This window comes from Collinsella sp. OM04-5 (assembly GCF_003439125.1).
GTDB lineage: Bacteria > Actinomycetota > Coriobacteriia > Coriobacteriales > Coriobacteriaceae > Collinsella.
Map to the genome: position 1 here is coordinate 1 of NZ_QSUU01000016.1, position 18,800 is coordinate 18,800.

Consider the following 18,800-nt stretch of genomic DNA (forward strand, 5'->3'; position numbering starts at 1 on the left):
AGGCGAACGCGGCCACCGCGGCCGAGCTCGTGAGGTGGCTGTGGGCCCTCGGCGCGATGTGCCGGGAGGGCGCGGATAGACATAAGCCCCCGTCCCGGCGAGCCGGGCGGCCTTCGGGGACACCCCCGTTCTCGCTGTGCGCGCGGCGGCCGCCGCATGCGCGAAGACAGACTAGGGGAACCCCGCCGAAGGAGAGGATTGCGGGCCGCCGGAGCGGTATCCGCGGATATGAGACTGAGCCGAAGGCGTCGATGACATGCCGGGGGCGGACCGGGACGGGTTTAACGGCAGGCCCCGCCGACCGATTGCAAGCGGTCGGCGGGGCCATTGTGGCCCTTGACAGTGGATTGGGTCATATGAGCGAGACGGCGTCAGCTGAGTCGATTTGGCCCGAAAGAGGAGGGAGCACGCCTTATGGCGGCGACCGACGAATGAGCGCCAAATCGGCCAGCTGACGTCGTCGCAGCGTCAACAAGAAAGCTGAGTGAGCCTGTAAGCCGGGTTCTGTCGTGAACGGTCATTTATCTTGTCTGCACGTTACCGTGCAGCTCCACGCACGCTACCCGAACGCGGACCGGGCCGGCCCATAGCGTTCCTATTCGCGCTTGCTCCGGATGGGGCTTGCCAAGCCGCCGTGTTGCCACGACGCTGGTGGTCTCTTACACCACCGTTTCAGCTTTTCCCTTTACGCCTTGCGGCGCAGGTGGGAGTCTTCTTTTCTGCGGCGCTTTCCGTCGGATCACTCCGCCCGGCCGTTAGCCGGCATCCCGCCCTCTGGAGCCCGGACTTTCCTCACGCGTGCTGCAAGCAGCACATCGCGCGACCGTCTGGCCCACTCAGCAGTGCAAGAGTGTAGCACACCGTCGCTATTGGCAATGGCACAACACAAGCGTTCGACACGATAAACCAAGAACCACGCCATGCAGTACAATAGGCTTGTCGATGGGCAACGTCGTCAGTCGAGACGCGACCGCGCTCCGCACCCCTCCGTCTACTCAGTGCGTTCCCGCCTCCTCCCCGAGGCGGGATGTCGGCATATTTTATGCACCGACAAGCCAATAGCAAACGGATAGCCCGGACAAAATTGCGCCCGGGTAGCATCGTGCATTTCACCGCCAAATGTAAAAAGGGACCCGTCCATTACGGACGGATCCCTTAAACAAGTGATCGTCAACCGATTTACTCGGCGTCGGTCTCCTCGTCCTTCTTCTCGGAAGGCAGCGGGGTAACCTCAATCTCGACGCCCAGAGTCTCAGCAGCAGACTTCATGGACAGGGAGATACGACGACGGTCGAGGTCGATCTCCATGACCTTGACCTGAACCTTGTCGCCCACGTGGGTGACCTGAGAAGGCTGATCGACGTGCTTGTTGGCCATCTCGGAGATGTGCACCAGGCCCTCGATGCCCTCGCCCAGGTCGACGAAAGCGCCGAACGGGACAAGCTTGGTCACAGTACCCTCGACGATAGCGCCGACGGGGTACTTCTTGACCAGTGCGCGCCACGGATCCTCGGTGGTCTGCTTGAGACCCAGGGAGATGCGCTCACGGTTGAGATCGACGTCGAGAACCTCGACCTCGACCTCCTGGCCGACCTTGACAACCTCGGAAGGATGGTTGACGTGGTTCCAGGAGAGCTCGGAGATGTGGATGAGGCCGTCGATACCGCCGAGGTCGACGAAGGCGCCGAAGTCGACGATGGAGGAAACGGTGCCCTGGAGACGCATGCCAGACTTGAGCTTAGACAGGATCTCGGAGCGCTCGGCCTTACGGGACTCCTCAAGCACGACACGACGGGAGAGGACAACGTTGTTGCGGTTGCGGTCCATCTCGATGACGCGGGCCTCGATGCGGGTGCCCATGTAGGAGGTGAGGTCCTTGACACGACGGAGGTCGACGAGGGAAGCGGGCAGGAAGCCACGCAGGCCGATGTCGAGAATCAGGCCGCCCTTGACAACCTCGATAACCTCGCCCTCGACGTTCTCACCGGAGTTGAACTTCTCCTCGATGCGGTTCCAAGCACGCTCGTACTCGGCACGCTTCTTGGACAGGACCAGACGACCGTCCTTGTCCTCCTTCTGGAGAACCAGAGCCTCGATGGGATCACCGAGTGCAACGATGTCTGCAGGGTTAGCGTCCTTGCGGATGGACAGCTCGCGGACCGGGATAACGCCCTCGGACTTGAATCCGATGTCAACGAGCACCTCGTCATGCTCGATCTTAACGACAGTGCCGTTAACGAGATCGCCCTCATCAAAGTCGGTAATCGTACCGTCGATGAGGTTGTTCATCTCCTCCTCATTGACATCGTCAAGAGAGAAAATGGACGAGTTCTGAATCTCACTCAAAGGTGGACCCCTTTCGAACTACGGGGCCCCGATTGCTAGGACCTACAGAAGGGTGCGACAAGCACACAACGTTTAGGAACACTCGGGAGCCGACAGATACTAATGTGACGCTTATGCAATCACGTTCGTATAGGTTACGGGGAAATGAGTTCGATTTCAAGCGTGAACTGCGATTTTTTACTCGTGTGGAGACTTTTTCGTAATCTTATGAACACACGTCTCCGCAACTTGACGATAACCAGCCAGGCATTCGGCTTTGGGGTAAAGTATCCGGAGCCAACGATTCTAGATCGATTTTTCGAGAAAGGTGCCCGCGTGCTCAAAGCAGTCGTTTTCGATATGGACGAAACGCTTCTTAGCATCAACCTCAACGCGTTCATCCTTCGCTATTTTAAGGATGTCTCTTCGATGCTCGCGGATATCGGGCGCCGCAGCCGCGGTGGCACGATGGCACGCCTCGGCACCATCCTGGTCGACCTCAACGCCAATCGCCGCAGCGGCACGGACAACCGCACCAATCTTGAGTTTTACCAAGAAGAGGTCGAGCGCCGATGCGGGATCTGCCTCTCCGATCCCCTCATCTACGAGGCGTTTACCTACTATGACCGCGAAGTTCTTCCGTACAAGAACGACGATGTCATTAACGCTCACGCTATGCCGGGTGCGCACGCCGCGCTCCAGGCCGTACAGGACGCTGGACTGCGTTGCGCGCTCTTTACCAACCCCAGCTTTCCCCAGGGAGCCATCGAGTGCCGCATGGGCTGGGGCGACCTGGCCGACGCCCCCTTTGAACTCGTCACGCACATGGGAAACACCACCCGCTGCAAGCCCGATGCCACCTACTATCTAGAGCAGCTTCAGGTGATGGGACTCGAGCCGCACGAGGTCCTTATGGTGGGCAACGATCCCAAGCGCGACTTCCCCAGTCCCGCCTGCGGCATTCAAACTGCCTATGTTGGCCAGGGAAAACCCGGCCGAGCCACCTGGCGCGGAACCATGGAAGACTTCGCCCGCGATTTCAACGCCGTAGTAGAAGCCTTCTACGAACACCAAATAGCCGACGAACTGTCATAAGGGTTAGTCGTTGGGGACGTTCTTAAAAGACTGGTCAAACAAGAACGTCCCCAACGACTACCATGACAAGGAGTGTCCCAATGTGCCGGCAGATAAGGAACGTCCCTAAGTGCCGGCTTGGAAAAGGACCGCCGGTAGAACAAAAGTCAGCGAGCGGGTCGCATTTGAGGCAAGGTGCCGTGAAATGAAAGGGCGCTGACCTTTCGGTCGCGCCCTTGAAATTGAACGGCAGATTGTCCAAATGCGGCCCGCGCAGCGTCGGCCGGTCCGCCGTTCGGCAGAACGGCGGAACCTCAGGCGTAACTAGCAAACCCGTGTTTTGCCGATCATAATGTTGAGGATTTCGACGTCGGTGTCCTTCATGCCCACACGGCCCACGTAGCCCATGCTGGCGATTGTCTGCTCGACGGTATCCTGAATGAGGCCCTCGCCGGCGCGGAAGCCGCGACCCTGCATAGCCATATCGTGGCCCAGAATCGCCGCATCAACGGCAGCCGAGATCTTGGCGGCACAGCTCGCCTTGGCGCCGTCGCACACGATGCCGCCCACGTTGCCAAGCGTATTCGAGACCGTCGCGCCAATCTGTTCGCGCGTGCCACCGCACAGCCAGGCAATCGCAGCGCCGGCGCCGCACGCAGCGCAAATAGCACCGCAAAACGCCGAAAGCGCACCAATATAGCTCTTGATATGCACGGCGATAAGATCGGACAGCATCACGGCGCGCACCAGGCGCTCGTGGTCGCAACGCAGGTACTCGGCATACTCCATGACGGGCAATGCGCAGGTAATTCCCTGATTGCCCGAGCCGCACACAATGGCGACCGGCAGCGCGCAGCCGTTCATGCGAGCGTCGGATCCGGCGGCCGCACGGGCACGGGCACGGCAGGCAACGTCATCGGCACGAGCACCCAGCAGCGTACGACCCACCTCGGCGCCCCAAGCGTGCGCAAGGCCCTCGGCACTGATTGCGCCATTCAGCTCAATCTGACGCTCAACGGCAGCGCGGGCGTCCTCAATGTCACCGTCCTCGATAAAGTCGATGATGGACTCAATCGACATGGGCGTGTCGGCCTTATCCGCCGCCCGCTCGGCCACCACGCGCTCGGCGCATGCAGCACACTCCCCCGCCGACTTGCCGCATACCGGAATACCGTCGAGGGTATGGCACGTGACATTGGTGTGGTGGTCGGTAATCTCGACGACCGCGGTATGGCCCCCAGCCGTCGCAGTCACCTTGATGTAGAGGTTGGGTACACCCTCGACAAGCGACACGTCGCAGTAACCAGCATCGGCGAGGAGCTCGGCCACGCGAGCACGATCTTCGTCGTTAACGCACTCGAGCACCTCGAGCGCGCTCTTGGCGTCACCGCCCACGGCACCCAGTACGGCCGCTGCTTCAATACCGTGCATACCGCCCGAATTGGGCACGGTCACGCTCTTAACGTTCTTGATGATGTTGCCCGAGCAGGCAACGTCCATATGATCGGGCTCGCAACCGAGTGTCTGGCTCGCCAGCGCCGCTGCATAGGCAACGGCAATAGGCTCGGTGCAGCCGAGCGCACAGACAAGCTCGCGGTTCAAGACATCGCAAAAAGCGGCATCGCGGATGGAATCGGTAGGCATAGGTATCTCCTGCTTACATAACGGACTGGACTCTCGATAATAGTTAGCTCTTTTATTTGATAACAATGCATCAAAAACCGCAACCATAGTTCCGACGGACGGCGTTCAAGCGCAATCCGACGGCATTCATTCATGAAAAGCCGGTCTTGTTGCATGCTAAAGCGTTTGACCAAAAAACGCCCGAGCGTTTACACAAAAGTCGCGCTATCATGCAGTCGAACGCGGTAAAACCTTTAGCAATTCCGCCGCACGGACCAGAGAGGAACCACTCATGAAGATTGGTATCGGTAACGACCACGCCGCCGTCGAGCTCAAGAACATCATTTCCGAGCACCTGAAGGAGCGCGGCTGTGAGGTCGTGAACTTTGGAACCGACACCTCCGAGAGCTTTGATTACCCCATCGCCGGCTACAAGGTGGGTAAGGCCGTTGCCAACGGCGACGTCGACCTGGGCATCCTGATCTGCGGCACCGGCGTCGGCATCAGCCTGGCTGCCAACAAGGTGGAGGGCGTTCGCGCCGTCGTGTGCTCCGAGCCCTTCAGCGCCAAGCTCTCGCGCATGCACAACAATACCAACGTGCTCGCCTTTGGCGCCCGCGTCGTGGGCTCCGAGCTCGCCAAGATGATTGTCGACGAGTGGCTCGACGCCGAGTTTGAGGGCGGTCGTCACGAGCGTCGCGTCAATCTCCTCAACGAGATCGACCAGACGCGCGGCCTTAAGATCGTCGACGAAGCCTAAAGATTCACAAAGCCATACGCTAACGCCAGCCCCCGCCCGGAAGAAACATCCGGACGGGGGCTCTTTAGTAGATTTGTGGGCGTTTACCAAAATCTACTGGAATAAAAAGGGCGCCGCGGATGGAGTTCCGCGGCGCTCAAGCCACACGCTAACAGCTTTAAGGAGTCAAAGCTGGTTTAGCCAAAAAAGCGCTTGATCTCGATCTCGGCGTTCTCCAGGCAGTCGGAGCCATGGATCACGTTGGCGTTGACATCGACGGCAAAGTCGCCGCGAATGGTGCCGGGAGCGGCATCAAGCGGGTTGGTGGCGCCCATAAGGGTGCGCATCTTGGAGACAGCGGAGAGACCGGAAACGACCATCTTGACGACCGGACCGCTCGTCATAAAGTCACACAGACCGCCAAAGAAGGGCTTATCGGCCAGATGAGCATAGTGCTCCTCGACGGTGGCGCGCTCAAGCGTGGTCATCTCCATGCGCTCGATAACAAGGCCGCTGCGCTCGATACGAGCAACGATCTCGCCGATCTTGCGATCGCGCACGGCGTCGGGCTTAATCATGATGAAGGTCTTCTCGATAGCCATAAGGTAGCCTTTCAAGTAGGTTCGCGCGTGCCCAAGTCCCATTCCGGCACCCGCCTGGACTGCATCGTAACAGAGTTCTAGCTGCAGTTAAACAAAAAGCCGTTTATTGAAGCGTTATTATTTATTGAAGCGCTCCATATGTGTCACTTCTGTTCCGAAGCCCGACTAGAGTACCATCCGCCCCACTTCCAACTGCACCGAACAGAACGGACGGTCGATTGCCGCCCGTGAACGCACCCCCTTCACAACCTGCGCAAATGTCCTACAAAAGTTCTCGACAAGCTCTTTCCTTCTCTATAACAAAACGGGCGCCTACCGTAGCGGGCACCCGTAAAGGCAAGATATGGTGAACGCACCAGACAGACGCATCCAATAAGCTAATTAGCTCCGTGGCCCATCTCGACGACCTTAGTCAACGAGCCAAACACACCCTCATCGGCCGCAAGCTGCGCTTCGGCGCGCCCCAACTGCACGGCAACGGCGGCGGGAGCGGTGCCGCCCTCGGTCGTGCGCGCGGCGACAATCGACGGGATGTCAAGCGCCTCGGTAATATCGCGCTCAAAGAGCGGGCTTGCTTCCTGGAACACCTCAAACGGCAGGTCCTCAAGATTGCAGCCGCGCTTCTCACACATCAGGACCAAATGCCCCACCACGGCGTGCGCCTCGCGGAACGGCAGACCGCGCTTGGCCAGGTAGTCGGCAACGTCGGTGGCGGCAAGGTGACCCACGCCGCACTCGCGTGCCATGGCGCCCTCGTTGACGGTCCAAGTCGAAATCATACCGGCCATAACCGACAGGCACTGCATGAGCGTGCGGGCGGTATCGAGCGCGCCCTCCTTGTCCTCCTGCAGGTCCTTGTTATAGGCCAACGGCAGACCCTTCATGGTCACCAGCAGCTGGACCAGGTTGCCGTACACGCGACCGCTCTTGCCGCGAATAAGCTCGGCAAAGTCGGGGTTTTTCTTCTGAGGCATGATGGACGAGCCGGTGGAGTACGAATCGGACAGCGTGATAAAGCCAAATTCAGAGCTCGACCACAGCACGATCTCCTCGGAAAGACGCGACAGGTGCATGGCCATGACGGAGCCGGCGTAATGCAGATCGAGCAGGAAATCACGGTCGGAAACAGCATCGAGTGAGTTAGGAATCACACCCGCAAAGCCAAGCTCGGCAGCCGTCATCTGGCGATCGAGCGGATAGCTCGTACCGGCAAGCGCAGCAGCACCCAGCGGGCAGTTGTCGGCGGCATCAAAGGCGGCCTTCAGACGTGTAAAGTCGCGCGCGAACATCCAGGAATACGCCAGCAGATGATGTGACAGCAGCACGGGCTGAGCATGCTGCATGTGCGTGTAACCCGGCAGAATCACCTTGTCGTACTTCTTGGCCGCATCCACCAGCACGTGGCGCAACTGCAGGTTGGCCTCCATGAGCTCCTTGGCCAACGCCTTGACGCCCAGGCGCGTATCGGTCGCCACCTGGTCGTTGCGCGAACGCCCGGTATGCAAGCGCTTGCCGGCCTCGCCGATGCGACGCGTCAGCTCGCTCTCGATGGACATATGGATGTCCTCGTCGTTGATATCGAAGGTGAAGTTGCCGGCATCGATATCCTGTTCGATTCCGGTCAGGCCCTCGGCAATCGCCTGCTCATCCTCGGCACTGATGATGCCCTGGGCCGCCAGCATCTTGGCATGCGCCTTAGAACCGGCGATATCCTGCTTATAGAGATGTTTGTCGACCGGCAGCGACGCGCCAAACTCCTGCGTGACCTCGGCCACTCCCGCCTCAAAACGACCGCCCCAAAGAGCCATGGAACTGTCCCCTTTCTCCAAATACCAAAACAAGCGCCCAAAGCAATGCGCCATGTCGCTAAAGCGATTTTTCAACCGCCAGTTTTACACAATCCCTACCGTGCGCGGGACCATGTTGCTAATTTGCAAAGAAGTGACGCACCAGGCACTTGGCGCCCAACGTCTCCCTCCGGATGTTGCCTTGCGAACCATCGATCCAAGCCTTCAGGCTCACAGGAACGTCCTCGACCTTTGCAGCATCGAACTCGGGCGCGAGGGCAAGTAAGGCATGCGCGATAGCGTTGAACATAATGGATACTCCTCATATATATAGGCACAGAGCCGCCAAATTGATAGAAGGAGCCCCGCCGGACAACCCCGGCGGGGCTCGGACTCAGCCGCAGGCGCGGCGTCATATATGCGGGCGGAACGTAGGGGCCACCGATGTTAAGAAGTGTCAGCAAGCATAACGAAAGGTAGGGACCCCGTGCGCCCGTTTTGTATCACGCGGATGGGCCGCGCGGATACCAAGGAAAGGAGGCGCTAGGCCTGGGCGGCAGCGGAGCTGGGACCCTGGACCTTTGCCCACGTCTTGAGCGACAGCGTATCGATCTCGATAAAGCCGGCGCTGGCCTTCTCGTCAAACGTGGTGTCGCGGTCGTAGGTAGCCAGACCGTAGTCGTAGAGGCTGAAGGGGCTCTTGCGGCCGACGACATGACAGTTGCCCTTAAAGAACTTCAGACGGACGGTACCGGTCACGAACTTCTGGGTGTCGGCCATAAAGGCGTCGAGCGCGTTCTTGAGCGGGCTGTACCACTGGCCGTTGTACACGGCAGTGGCCCAATCCTGCTCGAGCTTAATCTTGGTCTTGAGCAGGTCGCCCTCGACGCAGATATCCTCGAGTGCCTTGTGGGCGGTGATGAGCGTCAGGGCGCCGGGAACCTCATAGCACTCGCGGCTCTTAAGGCCCACCAGACGGTCTTCGACCAGGTCGAGACGGCCAAAGCCGTTGTCGCCCGAGATCTTGTTGAGTGCGATGATGATCTCGGAGAGCTTCATCTTCTTGCCGTCGACGGCGACGGGCTTGCCGGCCTCAAACTCAATCTCGGTATACGTCGGGGTGTCGGGCGTGTCCTCGGGATTCTTGGTCATAACCCAGGCGTCGTCGAGCGGCTCGTTCCAGGGATCCTCCAGGTGGCCGCACTCAATGGCACGACCCCACAGGTTGTCGTCGATGGAATAGGGGTTGTCGTTGGCACCCTCGGGAACCGGCACGTTGTGGGCGTGAGCATAGGCGACCTCGTCGGGACGGCACTTAAGATCCCACTCGCGAACCGGGGCGATAACCTTAAGCTCGGGGTCGAGGGCCTTGACGGCAGACTCAAAACGAACCTGGTCGTTACCCTTGCCGGTGCAGCCGTGAGCGACGTAGGTCGCGCCAAACTCGTGAGCGACCTCGACAAGCTTCTTGGCGAGCAACGGGCGGGACAGGGCGGAGAGCAGCGGATACTTGTTCTCGTACATAGAGTTTGCGGCGATAGCCTTAGTCAGGAACTCATCGGAGAACTCGTCGCGCAGATCGAGCACCTGGCAATCCAGAACGCCCAGGTCGAGGGCCTTCTGCTTCTTGGCGTCCAGACCGGTCTCCTCCTGGCCCACGTTGCCGCAGACACAAACAACATCGAGATTCTTCTCGTCCTGGAGCCACTTGACACATACGGATGTATCAAGACCACCGGAATATGCGAGAACGACTTTTTCCTTGCTCATGGCTGTTTCCTTTCGCCCTTGGTAGCTAGTTAGAACATCGGTCAGTTGCAAGTCATTTCGAGGTCAAAAACCGTGCAATATCAGGTAAAATAGCAAAAAGCAGCACAACATGCCCTAGAAACATGCAGCAATGTCGTGCTAAAACCCAACGACCTCAAAATGACTCTGTTGAGGCAATTCGCCCCATACGGACAGAGACGATTGTTATCGTCGTCGGGAAATTGCGCGCTGGCGTCGGATGGCATTGTCTGCAGTAGTGATGATCTTTACGAACTGCATCTGCCTCTCCTTTCACCTATCGCCGGGCGCAATTCTAATATCGCAAACGGTACCTTTTCCTCGGTAAGCGGTGCTTTTGCCGTCTCCGTTTTCGATGGTCGCTATATTACGCTAAAGTGCCTGCTGTACAAGCGACAAATTCAAATTTCTGAAAAGTTTTTTCATTAGTTTGTGAATTGCAGTGCAAGTACGCACCATTCCTGCGAAAATACGCTCGATTACATAGCAGAGGGTCATTACGCCCGAAACAATCTGGAAACGGAAAGGCGCATTTATGCAGACTTATGAATCAGACGCCAACATCGGCAACATTAAACTCATCGCCGTCGACATGGACAAGACGCTGCTCACCGACGAGCGCGTGTTGCCGCAGGGTCTTGATGAGCGTCTGGACAAGCTCGCCGACGCCGGCATCGTATTCTGCCCCGCCAGCGGACGTCCCGCTCCCAAGCTCGAGGAGATGTTCGAGGGCATCAAGAACCGCCTTGCTTTTTGTCCCGACAACGGAGCCTGCGTCATCTATCGCGGCAGCTATATCTATAAGAGCAACATCGATGTGGCGCTGTATCAGCAGGTGCTCGCTCGTGCCTCGGAGGACCCGCGCGCCGTTCCCGTCCTGTGCTGCTACGACGAGTTCTATGTGCTCGCCCGCGACCATCAATTCCACGACGAGATCAGCGTCTACTACAACACGATCAACTACGTCGACACCTTTGAGGGCATTGATATCGAGTCCAATAAGATCTCGATCTTTTTCCCTGCCTACGATGCCGAGCCCGCGTTCCGCGAGACCTATAACCCCGCGTTCTCGGATCAGCTCTATGTCACCAATGCCGGCCGCGAGTGGATCGACTTTATGAACCTGGGTGTCGACAAGGGCGCCGGCGTCGCGCATCTGTGCGAGCAGTTGGGCATTGATATCGCCGATGCCGCCGCCGTGGGCGATACCTACAACGACATCCCCATGCTTGAGCGCGTCGGACACAGCTTTATCGTGGACAATGCCGAGGAGCACATGAACGCGCATGCCAAGTGGCGTATTCCGAGCAACAACGACGGGGGCGTACTGACGCTCATCGACGCCATCTTGGCGGCTCGTTAACGGGGCTCGTCGGACCCAGCCGGGCGCCAAGATGGCGTCTTGAGTGTCTAGATACTTAGCTGAAATGATTTGAGCAGAGGGGAGCTCCTTGTTGGGAGGGGCTCCCCTCTGTTTTGGTTACTGTGGGACAAATTAATCAGTAGTGTTTGTCCCAAATCTTAAGTATGTGGGGGCTTGCGTCTTGGGCGAGCTTGCCTTACGGAGTGCTTCCCTATTTCGCGTCGGCCCAGGTTATGCCGGTGCTGGCTTCGGCGATCAACGGTACGCGGAGGTCTACGACGTGTTCCATGACGTCGCGGACCATGGTGGTTAGGCGCTCGACTTCGTCGACGGGGCACTCAAAGTCCAGTTCGTCGTGTACCTGCAGGATCATGTGAGCGGCAAAGCCTTCTTCTTCCAGACGGCGGCTCACGCGGGCCATCGCAATCTTGATGATGTCGGCGGCGGTACCCTGCATGGGGTGGTTCATGGCCGTGCGCTCACCAAAGCCGCGGAGCTGCGGGTTTTTGGCCTTGAGCTCAGGAATATGGCGACGGCGGCCGTACATGGTCTCGGCGTAGCCCGTCTGCTTGGCACGTGCCACCACATTGTCGAGGAACGTGCGCACGCCCGGGTAGGCCTCGTAGTAACGGTCGATCATGTCGCGTGCCTCGGCCATCGAGATATGCAGCGACTGCGACAGGCCGTAGGCCTGCTGACCATACACGATGCCAAAGTTCACGGCCTTGGCGCGGCTGCGCAAGTCGGGCGTCACCTCGGACACCGGCACGCCAAACACGCGCGCGGCCGTCTCGGCATGGAAGTCCTCGCCCTCGTTAAAGGCGCGCACCAAGTGCTCGTCACCCGAAAGATGTGCCAGCAGACGCAGCTCGATCTGCGAGTAGTCCACCGCCAAAAAGACGCTTCCCTCGCCTGCCGAAAACGCCGTCTTGACAGTACGCCCCAGCTCCGAGCGAGTCGGAATATTTTGCAGATTGGGGTCGCTCGAAGACAGACGCCCCGTCGCCGTGATGGTCTGGTTGTACGTGGTGTGCACACGGCCGTCACCACGGCGCAGCGGGCCCAGGGTGTCCAGATAGGTGGATTTGATCTTAGACTTCTCACGCCAGTCCAAGATCAGACGCACGATTTCGTGGTCACGCGCAAGGTCGCTCAGCACCTTGGCGTTGGTCGAATAGTAGCCGCGCTTAGTCTTCTTGAGGCCCTTGGTCGGAAGCCCCATCACATCAAAGAGCACATGCGACAGCTGCATGGGACTGCCAATATTAAAGGTCTCATCACCCGCTAGGTCGCGAATGCTGCGCTCGACCTCGGTGATCTGGGTCGCCAGGCCCTCGGACAGATTACGCAGGCGGTCGGGATCCACGAGCATGCCCGCGCGCTCCATCTTGGCAAGCACCGGCACGAGCGGCATCTCGATGCCATCGAACACGTTGGCAGCGTTCTCACGGGCCATGCGGTCGCGCAGCGGCGCCACGAGCGTCAGCGTCAGGGCCGCAGTGCGGGCAGCGGGAACAGGAGCGTGCTCGCCGGCACCCTCCGCGCCGCGCGCCGCAGGCAGCGCCATCTGCAGATAGGTATCAGCCAGATACGCCTCATCAAACTCGGAGCGGTCGGAATCCAGCAGGTAGGCGGCGACCACGGTATCGAAGATGCGCGTGGAATCGACGGCCAGCGGATCCATAAGCTCGGGCTCAGAAGAATCAATGGGCGAAAGCTCATGCAGCAGCGCCTTCATATCCGGGCTCGCCACACGGCCCTCCATAAACAGGCGCGCGAGCACGCCAGCGATCACGCCGCGGACGAAGTTGAAGCCCTCAACCTCAGCCGCCGCACCGCTGTCGCCCTCCTCGAGCGCGAACAGGCCCTTGGACGTCGCCAGCCACAGCGTGCGCGTCAGTCCAAAGAGCGCGCCCTCTTCCTTGTCGTCGTCCACCACGGCGGCGACCCACTCGCCGGCATCAATCGCGCGGGAGACCTCAGCCGCAACGGCGCCAAGCGCGTCGGCATCGCCGGCGGCGGCACGCGAAACGGCAGGCATCTCAAACGCGCTGCCAGCGGCCGCAGCCCCACCCTCGCCGCCAATCAGCGAGAGGAAACGGTTCTGCATGGCCGTGATGCCGAGCGTGCCCAGCGCCGCGGACACCTCGTCGGCAGAAAACGCCGGGAAGGACGTTGCGTCAAAGTCGAGCTCGACGGGCGCATCGGTGCGGATGGTCGCCACCTTACGGCTCAGCAGCGCGTCGTCGATGTGTGCACGCAGGTTCTCGCCCATCTTGCCCTTGACCTCGTCAGCGTGCGCAATGACCTCGTCCAGGCTGCCGTACTGTGCAATGAGCGCACTCGCCTTTTTGGGGCCGATGCCCGGTACGCCGGGAATGTTGTCCGACGTATCGCCCTTCAGACCGTAAAAATCGGGCACGAGCGCCGGCGTAATGCCGTGATACAGGTCGTCTACGCTCTCGGGCGTCATGATCGCCACGTCGGACAGGCCCTTGCGAGTCGAGACCACGTTAACGTGCTCGGTCACAAGCTGATACATGTCACGGTCGCCGGTCACCAGCAGCATGTCACAGCCGGCCTGCTCGCCCAGGCGCGCCATAGTGCCCAGGATGTCATCGCCTTCCCAGCCCTCGGACTGCAGAATCGGCACATTGAGCGCACCGAGCAGCTCCTTGATCATCGGAAACTGCGCATGCAGATCGGGGTCCATGGGCGGGCGTTGCGCCTTATACTGCGGCAGCATCTCCATGCGCACGCGCGGTTTGCCCTTGTCAAACGCCACGACCACACCGTCGGGGTTAAAGGCATCGATCATCTTAAGAAACATGTTCAGAAAGCCAAAGATCGCGTTGGTGGGGCGACCGTCCGGCGCGTTCATGGTGGGCGGCACGGCGTGGAAGGCGCGGTGCATGAGCGAGTTGCCGTCGATAACGGCAAAAGTGCGGCGCTTGTCAGACATATTAAATACCTCGCTTTGGACTGGGCACGGTTTGCTCACTCCAGTTTACACGCTCCCCGCCCCGCGGCCACCGCACATCAAGCTCCCCCGCCACCGTGAGCCCGCGCGTGATACGATGGCTCACGGTACATCAACCAGCACGATCGATCCGAAAGGAGCCTGCGTCATGGAGCGTCCCTGCGCATGGAAAAAGTACACGCCACAGCAAGTCGAGGAGCTCGAGGAGCTTTGCCGCGGCTATAAGCAGTTTTTGAGCGAGAACAAGACCGAGCGCCTGTGCGTCAAGACCGGTATCAAGATGGCCGAGGAGGCGGGATACGTCGACCTGGAGACTGTGATCGCCGAGGGACGCGCGCTCAAGGCCGGCGACAAGGTGTACGCCGCCAATCACGGCAAGGACCTCATGCTCGTCAACCTGGGCACCGCCCCGCTCGAGCAGGGCTTTAACATCCTGGGCGCCCACGTTGACTCGCCGCGCCTGGACCTTAAGCAGAACCCCGCCTTCGAGGCCGGCGACATGGCTTATCTCGACACGCACTACTATGGCGGCGTCAAGAGCTACCACTGGGTCGCTTCCCCGCTCGCGCTCGTAGGCGTCATCTGCAAAAAGGACGGCACCACCGTCGACATCAACATCGGCGACAAGGCCGACGATCCGGTCTTTACCATCTCCGACCTGCTGATCCACCTCTCGAGCGAGCAGATGGCCAAGCCCGCCAAGGACGCCGTCGACGCCGAGATCCTCGACGTGATCGTGGGCGGCCGCCCCGTCAAGTTTGACGAGGACGACAAGGACGCCCCCAAGGAGCCCGTCAAACAGATGTTCCTGGACATCCTCAAGGAACAGTACGACGTCGAGGAGGAGGACTTCCTCTCTGCCGAGATCGAGGTCGTGCCCGCCGGCCCCGCCCGCGACATGGGTCTCGACCGCTCCATGATCTTGGGCTATGGCCACGACGACCGCGTCTGCGCCTACCCCTCCATGCTCGCTCAGATCAACGTGGCAGACGTCGAGCGCACGAGCATCACGCTCATCGTCGACAAGGAGGAGATCGGCTCCGTGGGTGCCACCGGCATGACGAGCCGTTTCTTCGAGAACACCGTCGCCGAAATCATGACGCTCGCCGGCGAGAGCAGCCCGCTGGCCCTGCGCCGCGCACTCGCCCGCAGCCGCATGCTCTCCTCTGACGTGTCCGCCGGCTTTGACCCGGGCTACGCCGGCAAGTTCGAGACCAAGAACGCAGCCTTTATGGGTCGCGGCCTGTGCTTTAACAAATACACGGGCAGCCGCGGCAAGGGCGGCTCCAACGACGCCGACGCCGAGTACGTGGCCCTCATCCGCGACATCATGGACGAGGCGGGCGTTGACTTCCAGACCTGCGAGCTCGGCCGCGTCAACGCGGGCGGCGGCGGCACCATCGCCTACATCATGGCCGAGTACGGCATGAACGTCATCGACTCCGGCGTTGCCGTCCTGTCCATGCACGCCCTGTGGGAGGTCGCTAACAAGGCCGATATCTACGAGGCCTATCGCGGCTACAAGGCCTTCCTCGAGCGCGCCTAACCGACCCTTCATCAGTTGCGGTGAAATACGGACTAAACTGGCCCATAAACGGCCAAGACAGACCGTATTCCACCGCAACTTCCTTCTTGGCAGAGGAGAGTCCATGCTGCAGGTCATCATTTCGCCCGCCAAGCAAATGCGCGCGGCCCAAGATGCTTTTGAAGTCCAGGGCATTCCACCCTCTGCGCACGAGACGGCTCGCCTCCACCGCGCATTGCTAGATATCGAGCGGAATGAAGGCAGCGGCGGCCTGCAGGCGCTGTGGAACGTGAGTGACAAACTGCTGGGACCTTGCCTCAACACCCTGCGTGAGTTCCGGCCCATCCTGAATAACGGCGATCTTGACAATCCCGCACTCGCCCGTCACCTCTCCCCTGCCGTCATGTCCTATCACGGCATTCAATACCAGAGCATGGCGCCCGAGGTCATGGATGCCGCACAGCTCGCATGGCTGCAAGACCATCTGTGGATCCTCTCGGGCCTTTACGGATGCGCACGCCCCTTTCATGCCGTTGAACCGTATCGACTGGAGATGGGCGCGAAGCTCGCCGTCGACGATGCCCGAAACCTCTACGCGTTTTGGAGCGACAAGCTCGCGCGGGCTATCGCCCCGGCAGGCTCAAACACCACGATCGTCAACCTCGCCAGCGTAGAGTATGCCAAAGCCGTTCTGCCCCACCTCGCGGGCGACGCCACGGTCGTCACATGCCTCTTTGGCGAAGGCATCCGCAACGGCAAGCCCATCCAGCGCTCGACCGCCAGCAAAAAGGCGCGCGGCGCCATGGTGCGGTGGATGGCAGAAAACAAGCTCGAGGATACAAGCGAACTTACCGCATTCAACATCGGCTATCGTCACATCCCCGAGCTTTCAGACAAAGACTCCCTGGTTTTCATGAACGCGCGGGCACAATAGGCCCACCGTTTCCAAACACCCCGTTACTCCGCCAAGCCATCGGCCTTTGCAATCTCGCTCGTCGAGCCATCTTGATAAGTAATCTTTACGTGCTCGACCTCGGACACCGTAACACCCGCAGGAGGCTCCAGACGCCATTCCGTCAGGGCGATATCCATGGTCGTGGGGACGTCTCCCCGGTCTTTGAGCTGCACCGTCAGCGTTTTAAGCGCCACGTCGTAAGTCACGCGTTCGATTTCTTCACCAGGAATCGACCCACCACTCAACTGCAGCTGCACAAACTCGTCGCGCGGATACCAATAGTCGCCTGGAACGGCGAGCGTATTGGCATTACCGCCAGTACTCCTCACCGTCATAATCGGTAGGCTATCATCAGCCTCGAACTCCCATGCAGCGCCGCCGTGACCGCCAAACGTCCAGATACAAAAGGCAATCACCAGCACGGCAAGCACCGCAAAACCAATCGCGACAAGGCCATGGTGCGCACGGCTTTCCTCGGCCGATACATCCCATTGCGTCTCTCGATATAGATGCTTGTCTTCCATGTTCGCCTCCCCACAGGCACGCTCGTTAGGCCAATCGTACCCATTCGAGCTATACTTGAGCCCATTACATAAACGGGGAGCTTGCAGGACAAGACGGCAGGCTGAGACTGGGCGCGCCCGCCCTGACCCGCAAACCTGATATGGGTAATGCCAACGAAGGGAGCCGTGCCAATGAGCACACAGACCGAGCCCAAGCTCGTCACGCAAATCGACTTCGCCCGCGCCGGGCAGATCACGCCGCAGATGAAGGAAGTCGCCGAGCGCGAGCATCGCGACCCCGAGTACATCCGCGAGCGCGTGGCCGACGGCCGCATCGCCATTCCCGCCAACATCGTGCACATCAAAAAAGGCATGCGCGCCTTTGGTGTCGGCGAGGGCCTGTCTACTAAGGTCAACGTCAACCTGGGCATCTCGGGCGATAAAGCCGATGCCGCCGAGGAATGGAAGAAGGTCAAGATCGCCGAGGACTTTGGCGCCGACGCCATCATGGACCTTTCCAACTCGGGCAAGACGCGCCAGTTCCGCCAGCAGCTCATCGACGAGACGCCGCTCATGGTGGGCACCGTCCCCATGTACGACGCCATCGGCTACATGGAAAAGCCGCTGGTCAAGCTTACCAAGGATGACCTGTTCGAGGTCGTGCGCGCGCACGCCGAGGACGGCGTGGACTTTATGACCATCCACTGCGGCATCAACAAGTCGGTCACCAAGACCTTTAAGGAGACCGGCCGCTTGATGAACATCGTGAGCCGCGGCGGCTCGCTGCTGTTTGGCTGGATGGAGGTCACCGGCAACGAAAACCCCTTCTACGAGTACTTTGACGAGCTGCTCGAGATTTGCCACGAGTACGACGTGACGATTTCGCTCGGCGACTCCTGCCGCCCGGGCTGCCTCTACGACTCCAACGACGCCACCGAGACCGCCGAGATGATCGAGCTGGGCAAGCTGTGCAAGCGCGCTTGGGCCGCCGGCGTCCAAGTCATGGTCGAGGGCCCGGGTCACATGGCGCTCGACGAGATCGCCGCCAACATGAAACTGCAGAAGCGCCTGTGCCACAACGCCCCGTTCTATGTGCTCGGGCCGCTGGTGACCGATATCGGCGTGGGTTACGACCACATCACCGCTGCCATCGGCGGTGCCATCTCCGCCAGCTCCGGTGCCGACTTCCTGTGCTACGTGACGCCGGCCGAGCACCTGTGCCTGCCCAACGCCCAGGACGTGCTCGATGGCCTCATGGCCACTAAGATTGCCGCGCACGCCGCCGATATCGCCAAGAAGGTACCGCACGCCCGCGACATGGACGACAAGATGGGCCAGGCACGCCGCAAGCTCGACTGGGATGCCATGTGGAAGTGTGCTCTCGTCCCGGTCACCGGCAAGAAACGCTACGAAGAATCCCCCGCCGCCACCGAGGGCACCTGCACCATGTGCGGCAAGATGTGCGCCGTCCGCACCGTTAACAAGGTGTTCGAAGGCACGACGATCGACCTCGGCATGGAGGACTAACTCGTCACC

At 60.1% G+C, this 18,800-nt stretch carries 14 protein-coding genes, 1 other RNA gene and 1 riboswitch; of the genes, 6 read left to right on the forward strand and 9 right to left on the reverse strand.

The window, feature by feature from the left end:
* Nucleotides 1-477: 477 nt before the first annotated feature.
* An RNA gene (gene rnpB, locus DXB53_RS09060) (RNase P RNA component class A) lies at nucleotides 478-839 on the reverse strand.
* Between the two features lie 340 nt (nucleotides 840-1,179).
* Nucleotides 1,180-2,346 carry a 30S ribosomal protein S1 gene (gene rpsA, locus DXB53_RS09065; protein ID WP_022095232.1) on the reverse strand — a complete coding sequence of 389 codons (1,167 nt, stop codon included), beginning with the start codon at nucleotides 2,344-2,346 and terminating at the stop codon, nucleotides 1,180-1,182.
* Nucleotides 2,347-2,661: 315 nt separating this feature from the next.
* On the opposite strand from rpsA, the gene DXB53_RS09070 reads away from it, so the two are divergent.
* On the forward strand, nucleotides 2,662-3,420 hold the full coding sequence (locus DXB53_RS09070) for an HAD family hydrolase (RefSeq protein WP_117584203.1): 759 nt from the start codon (nucleotides 2,662-2,664) through the stop codon (nucleotides 3,418-3,420).
* 303 nt (nucleotides 3,421-3,723) lie between these two features.
* Here the strand turns inward: DXB53_RS09070 and DXB53_RS09075 are convergent, their stop codons facing one another.
* Complete coding sequence (locus DXB53_RS09075) at nucleotides 3,724-5,043, reverse strand: serine dehydratase subunit alpha family protein (protein WP_117584204.1); 1,320 nt, start codon at nucleotides 5,041-5,043, stop codon at nucleotides 3,724-3,726.
* A 271-nt stretch (nucleotides 5,044-5,314) separates the two neighbouring features.
* Between DXB53_RS09075 and rpiB the strand changes: the two genes are divergently transcribed.
* On the forward strand, nucleotides 5,315-5,782 hold the full coding sequence (rpiB, locus tag DXB53_RS09080; protein WP_117564619.1) for a ribose 5-phosphate isomerase B: 468 nt from the start codon (nucleotides 5,315-5,317) through the stop codon (nucleotides 5,780-5,782).
* A 176-nt stretch (nucleotides 5,783-5,958) separates the two neighbouring features.
* Here the strand turns inward: rpiB and ndk are convergent, their stop codons facing one another.
* The 4 genes from ndk to DXB53_RS09095 form a co-directional block, all read right to left on the reverse strand.
* Nucleotides 5,959-6,363 (reverse strand): nucleoside-diphosphate kinase, encoded by a 405-nt coding sequence (gene ndk, locus DXB53_RS09085; RefSeq protein WP_055251725.1) that lies wholly within the window; start codon nucleotides 6,361-6,363, stop codon nucleotides 5,959-5,961.
* Between the two features lie 377 nt (nucleotides 6,364-6,740).
* Nucleotides 6,741-8,171 carry an argininosuccinate lyase gene (gene argH, locus DXB53_RS09090; RefSeq protein ID WP_117584205.1) on the reverse strand — a complete coding sequence of 477 codons (1,431 nt, stop codon included), beginning with the start codon at nucleotides 8,169-8,171 and terminating at the stop codon, nucleotides 6,741-6,743.
* Between the two features lie 118 nt (nucleotides 8,172-8,289).
* A complete protein-coding gene (locus tag DXB53_RS09985; RefSeq protein WP_158548956.1) occupies nucleotides 8,290-8,460 on the reverse strand; it encodes a hypothetical protein in 171 nt (56 codons plus the stop codon).
* A 233-nt stretch (nucleotides 8,461-8,693) separates the two neighbouring features.
* Nucleotides 8,694-9,920 carry an argininosuccinate synthase gene (locus DXB53_RS09095; RefSeq protein WP_117584206.1) on the reverse strand — a complete coding sequence of 409 codons (1,227 nt, stop codon included), beginning with the start codon at nucleotides 9,918-9,920 and terminating at the stop codon, nucleotides 8,694-8,696.
* Between the two features lie 553 nt (nucleotides 9,921-10,473).
* Between DXB53_RS09095 and DXB53_RS09100 the strand changes: the two genes are divergently transcribed.
* Nucleotides 10,474-11,301: a Cof-type HAD-IIB family hydrolase gene (locus DXB53_RS09100; RefSeq protein ID WP_117584207.1), complete on the forward strand. Its 828-nt coding sequence runs from the start codon at nucleotides 10,474-10,476 to the stop codon at nucleotides 11,299-11,301.
* Between the two features lie 211 nt (nucleotides 11,302-11,512).
* Here DXB53_RS09100 and polA read toward each other — a convergent pair whose 3' ends face one another.
* Nucleotides 11,513-14,263: a DNA polymerase I gene (gene polA, locus DXB53_RS09105; RefSeq protein WP_117584208.1), complete on the reverse strand. Its 2,751-nt coding sequence runs from the start codon at nucleotides 14,261-14,263 to the stop codon at nucleotides 11,513-11,515.
* Between the two features lie 166 nt (nucleotides 14,264-14,429).
* Between polA and DXB53_RS09110 the strand changes: the two genes are divergently transcribed.
* Both DXB53_RS09110 and DXB53_RS09115 read left to right on the forward strand, forming a co-directional pair.
* Entirely contained in the window at nucleotides 14,430-15,827 is a 1,398-nt protein-coding gene (locus tag DXB53_RS09110; RefSeq protein ID WP_117584209.1) for an aminopeptidase, read from the forward strand.
* Nucleotides 15,828-15,930: 103 nt separating this feature from the next.
* Complete coding sequence (locus DXB53_RS09115; protein ID WP_117584210.1) at nucleotides 15,931-16,740, forward strand: YaaA family protein; 810 nt, start codon at nucleotides 15,931-15,933, stop codon at nucleotides 16,738-16,740.
* A gap of 23 nt (nucleotides 16,741-16,763) precedes the next feature.
* On the opposite strand, the gene DXB53_RS09120 is transcribed toward DXB53_RS09115, so the two are convergent.
* Nucleotides 16,764-17,285 (reverse strand): hypothetical protein, encoded by a 522-nt coding sequence (locus DXB53_RS09120; RefSeq protein WP_117584211.1) that lies wholly within the window; start codon nucleotides 17,283-17,285, stop codon nucleotides 16,764-16,766.
* A gap of 63 nt (nucleotides 17,286-17,348) precedes the next feature.
* Nucleotides 17,349-17,464, forward strand: a riboswitch (TPP riboswitch).
* Between DXB53_RS09120 and thiC the strand changes: the two genes are divergently transcribed.
* Nucleotides 17,457-18,791, forward strand: a complete 1,335-nt coding sequence (gene thiC, locus DXB53_RS09125; protein WP_117584212.1) for a phosphomethylpyrimidine synthase ThiC — start codon at nucleotides 17,457-17,459, stop codon at nucleotides 18,789-18,791. Its footprint overlaps the riboswitch before it by 8 nt.
* Nucleotides 18,792-18,800 lie beyond the last annotated feature (9 nt).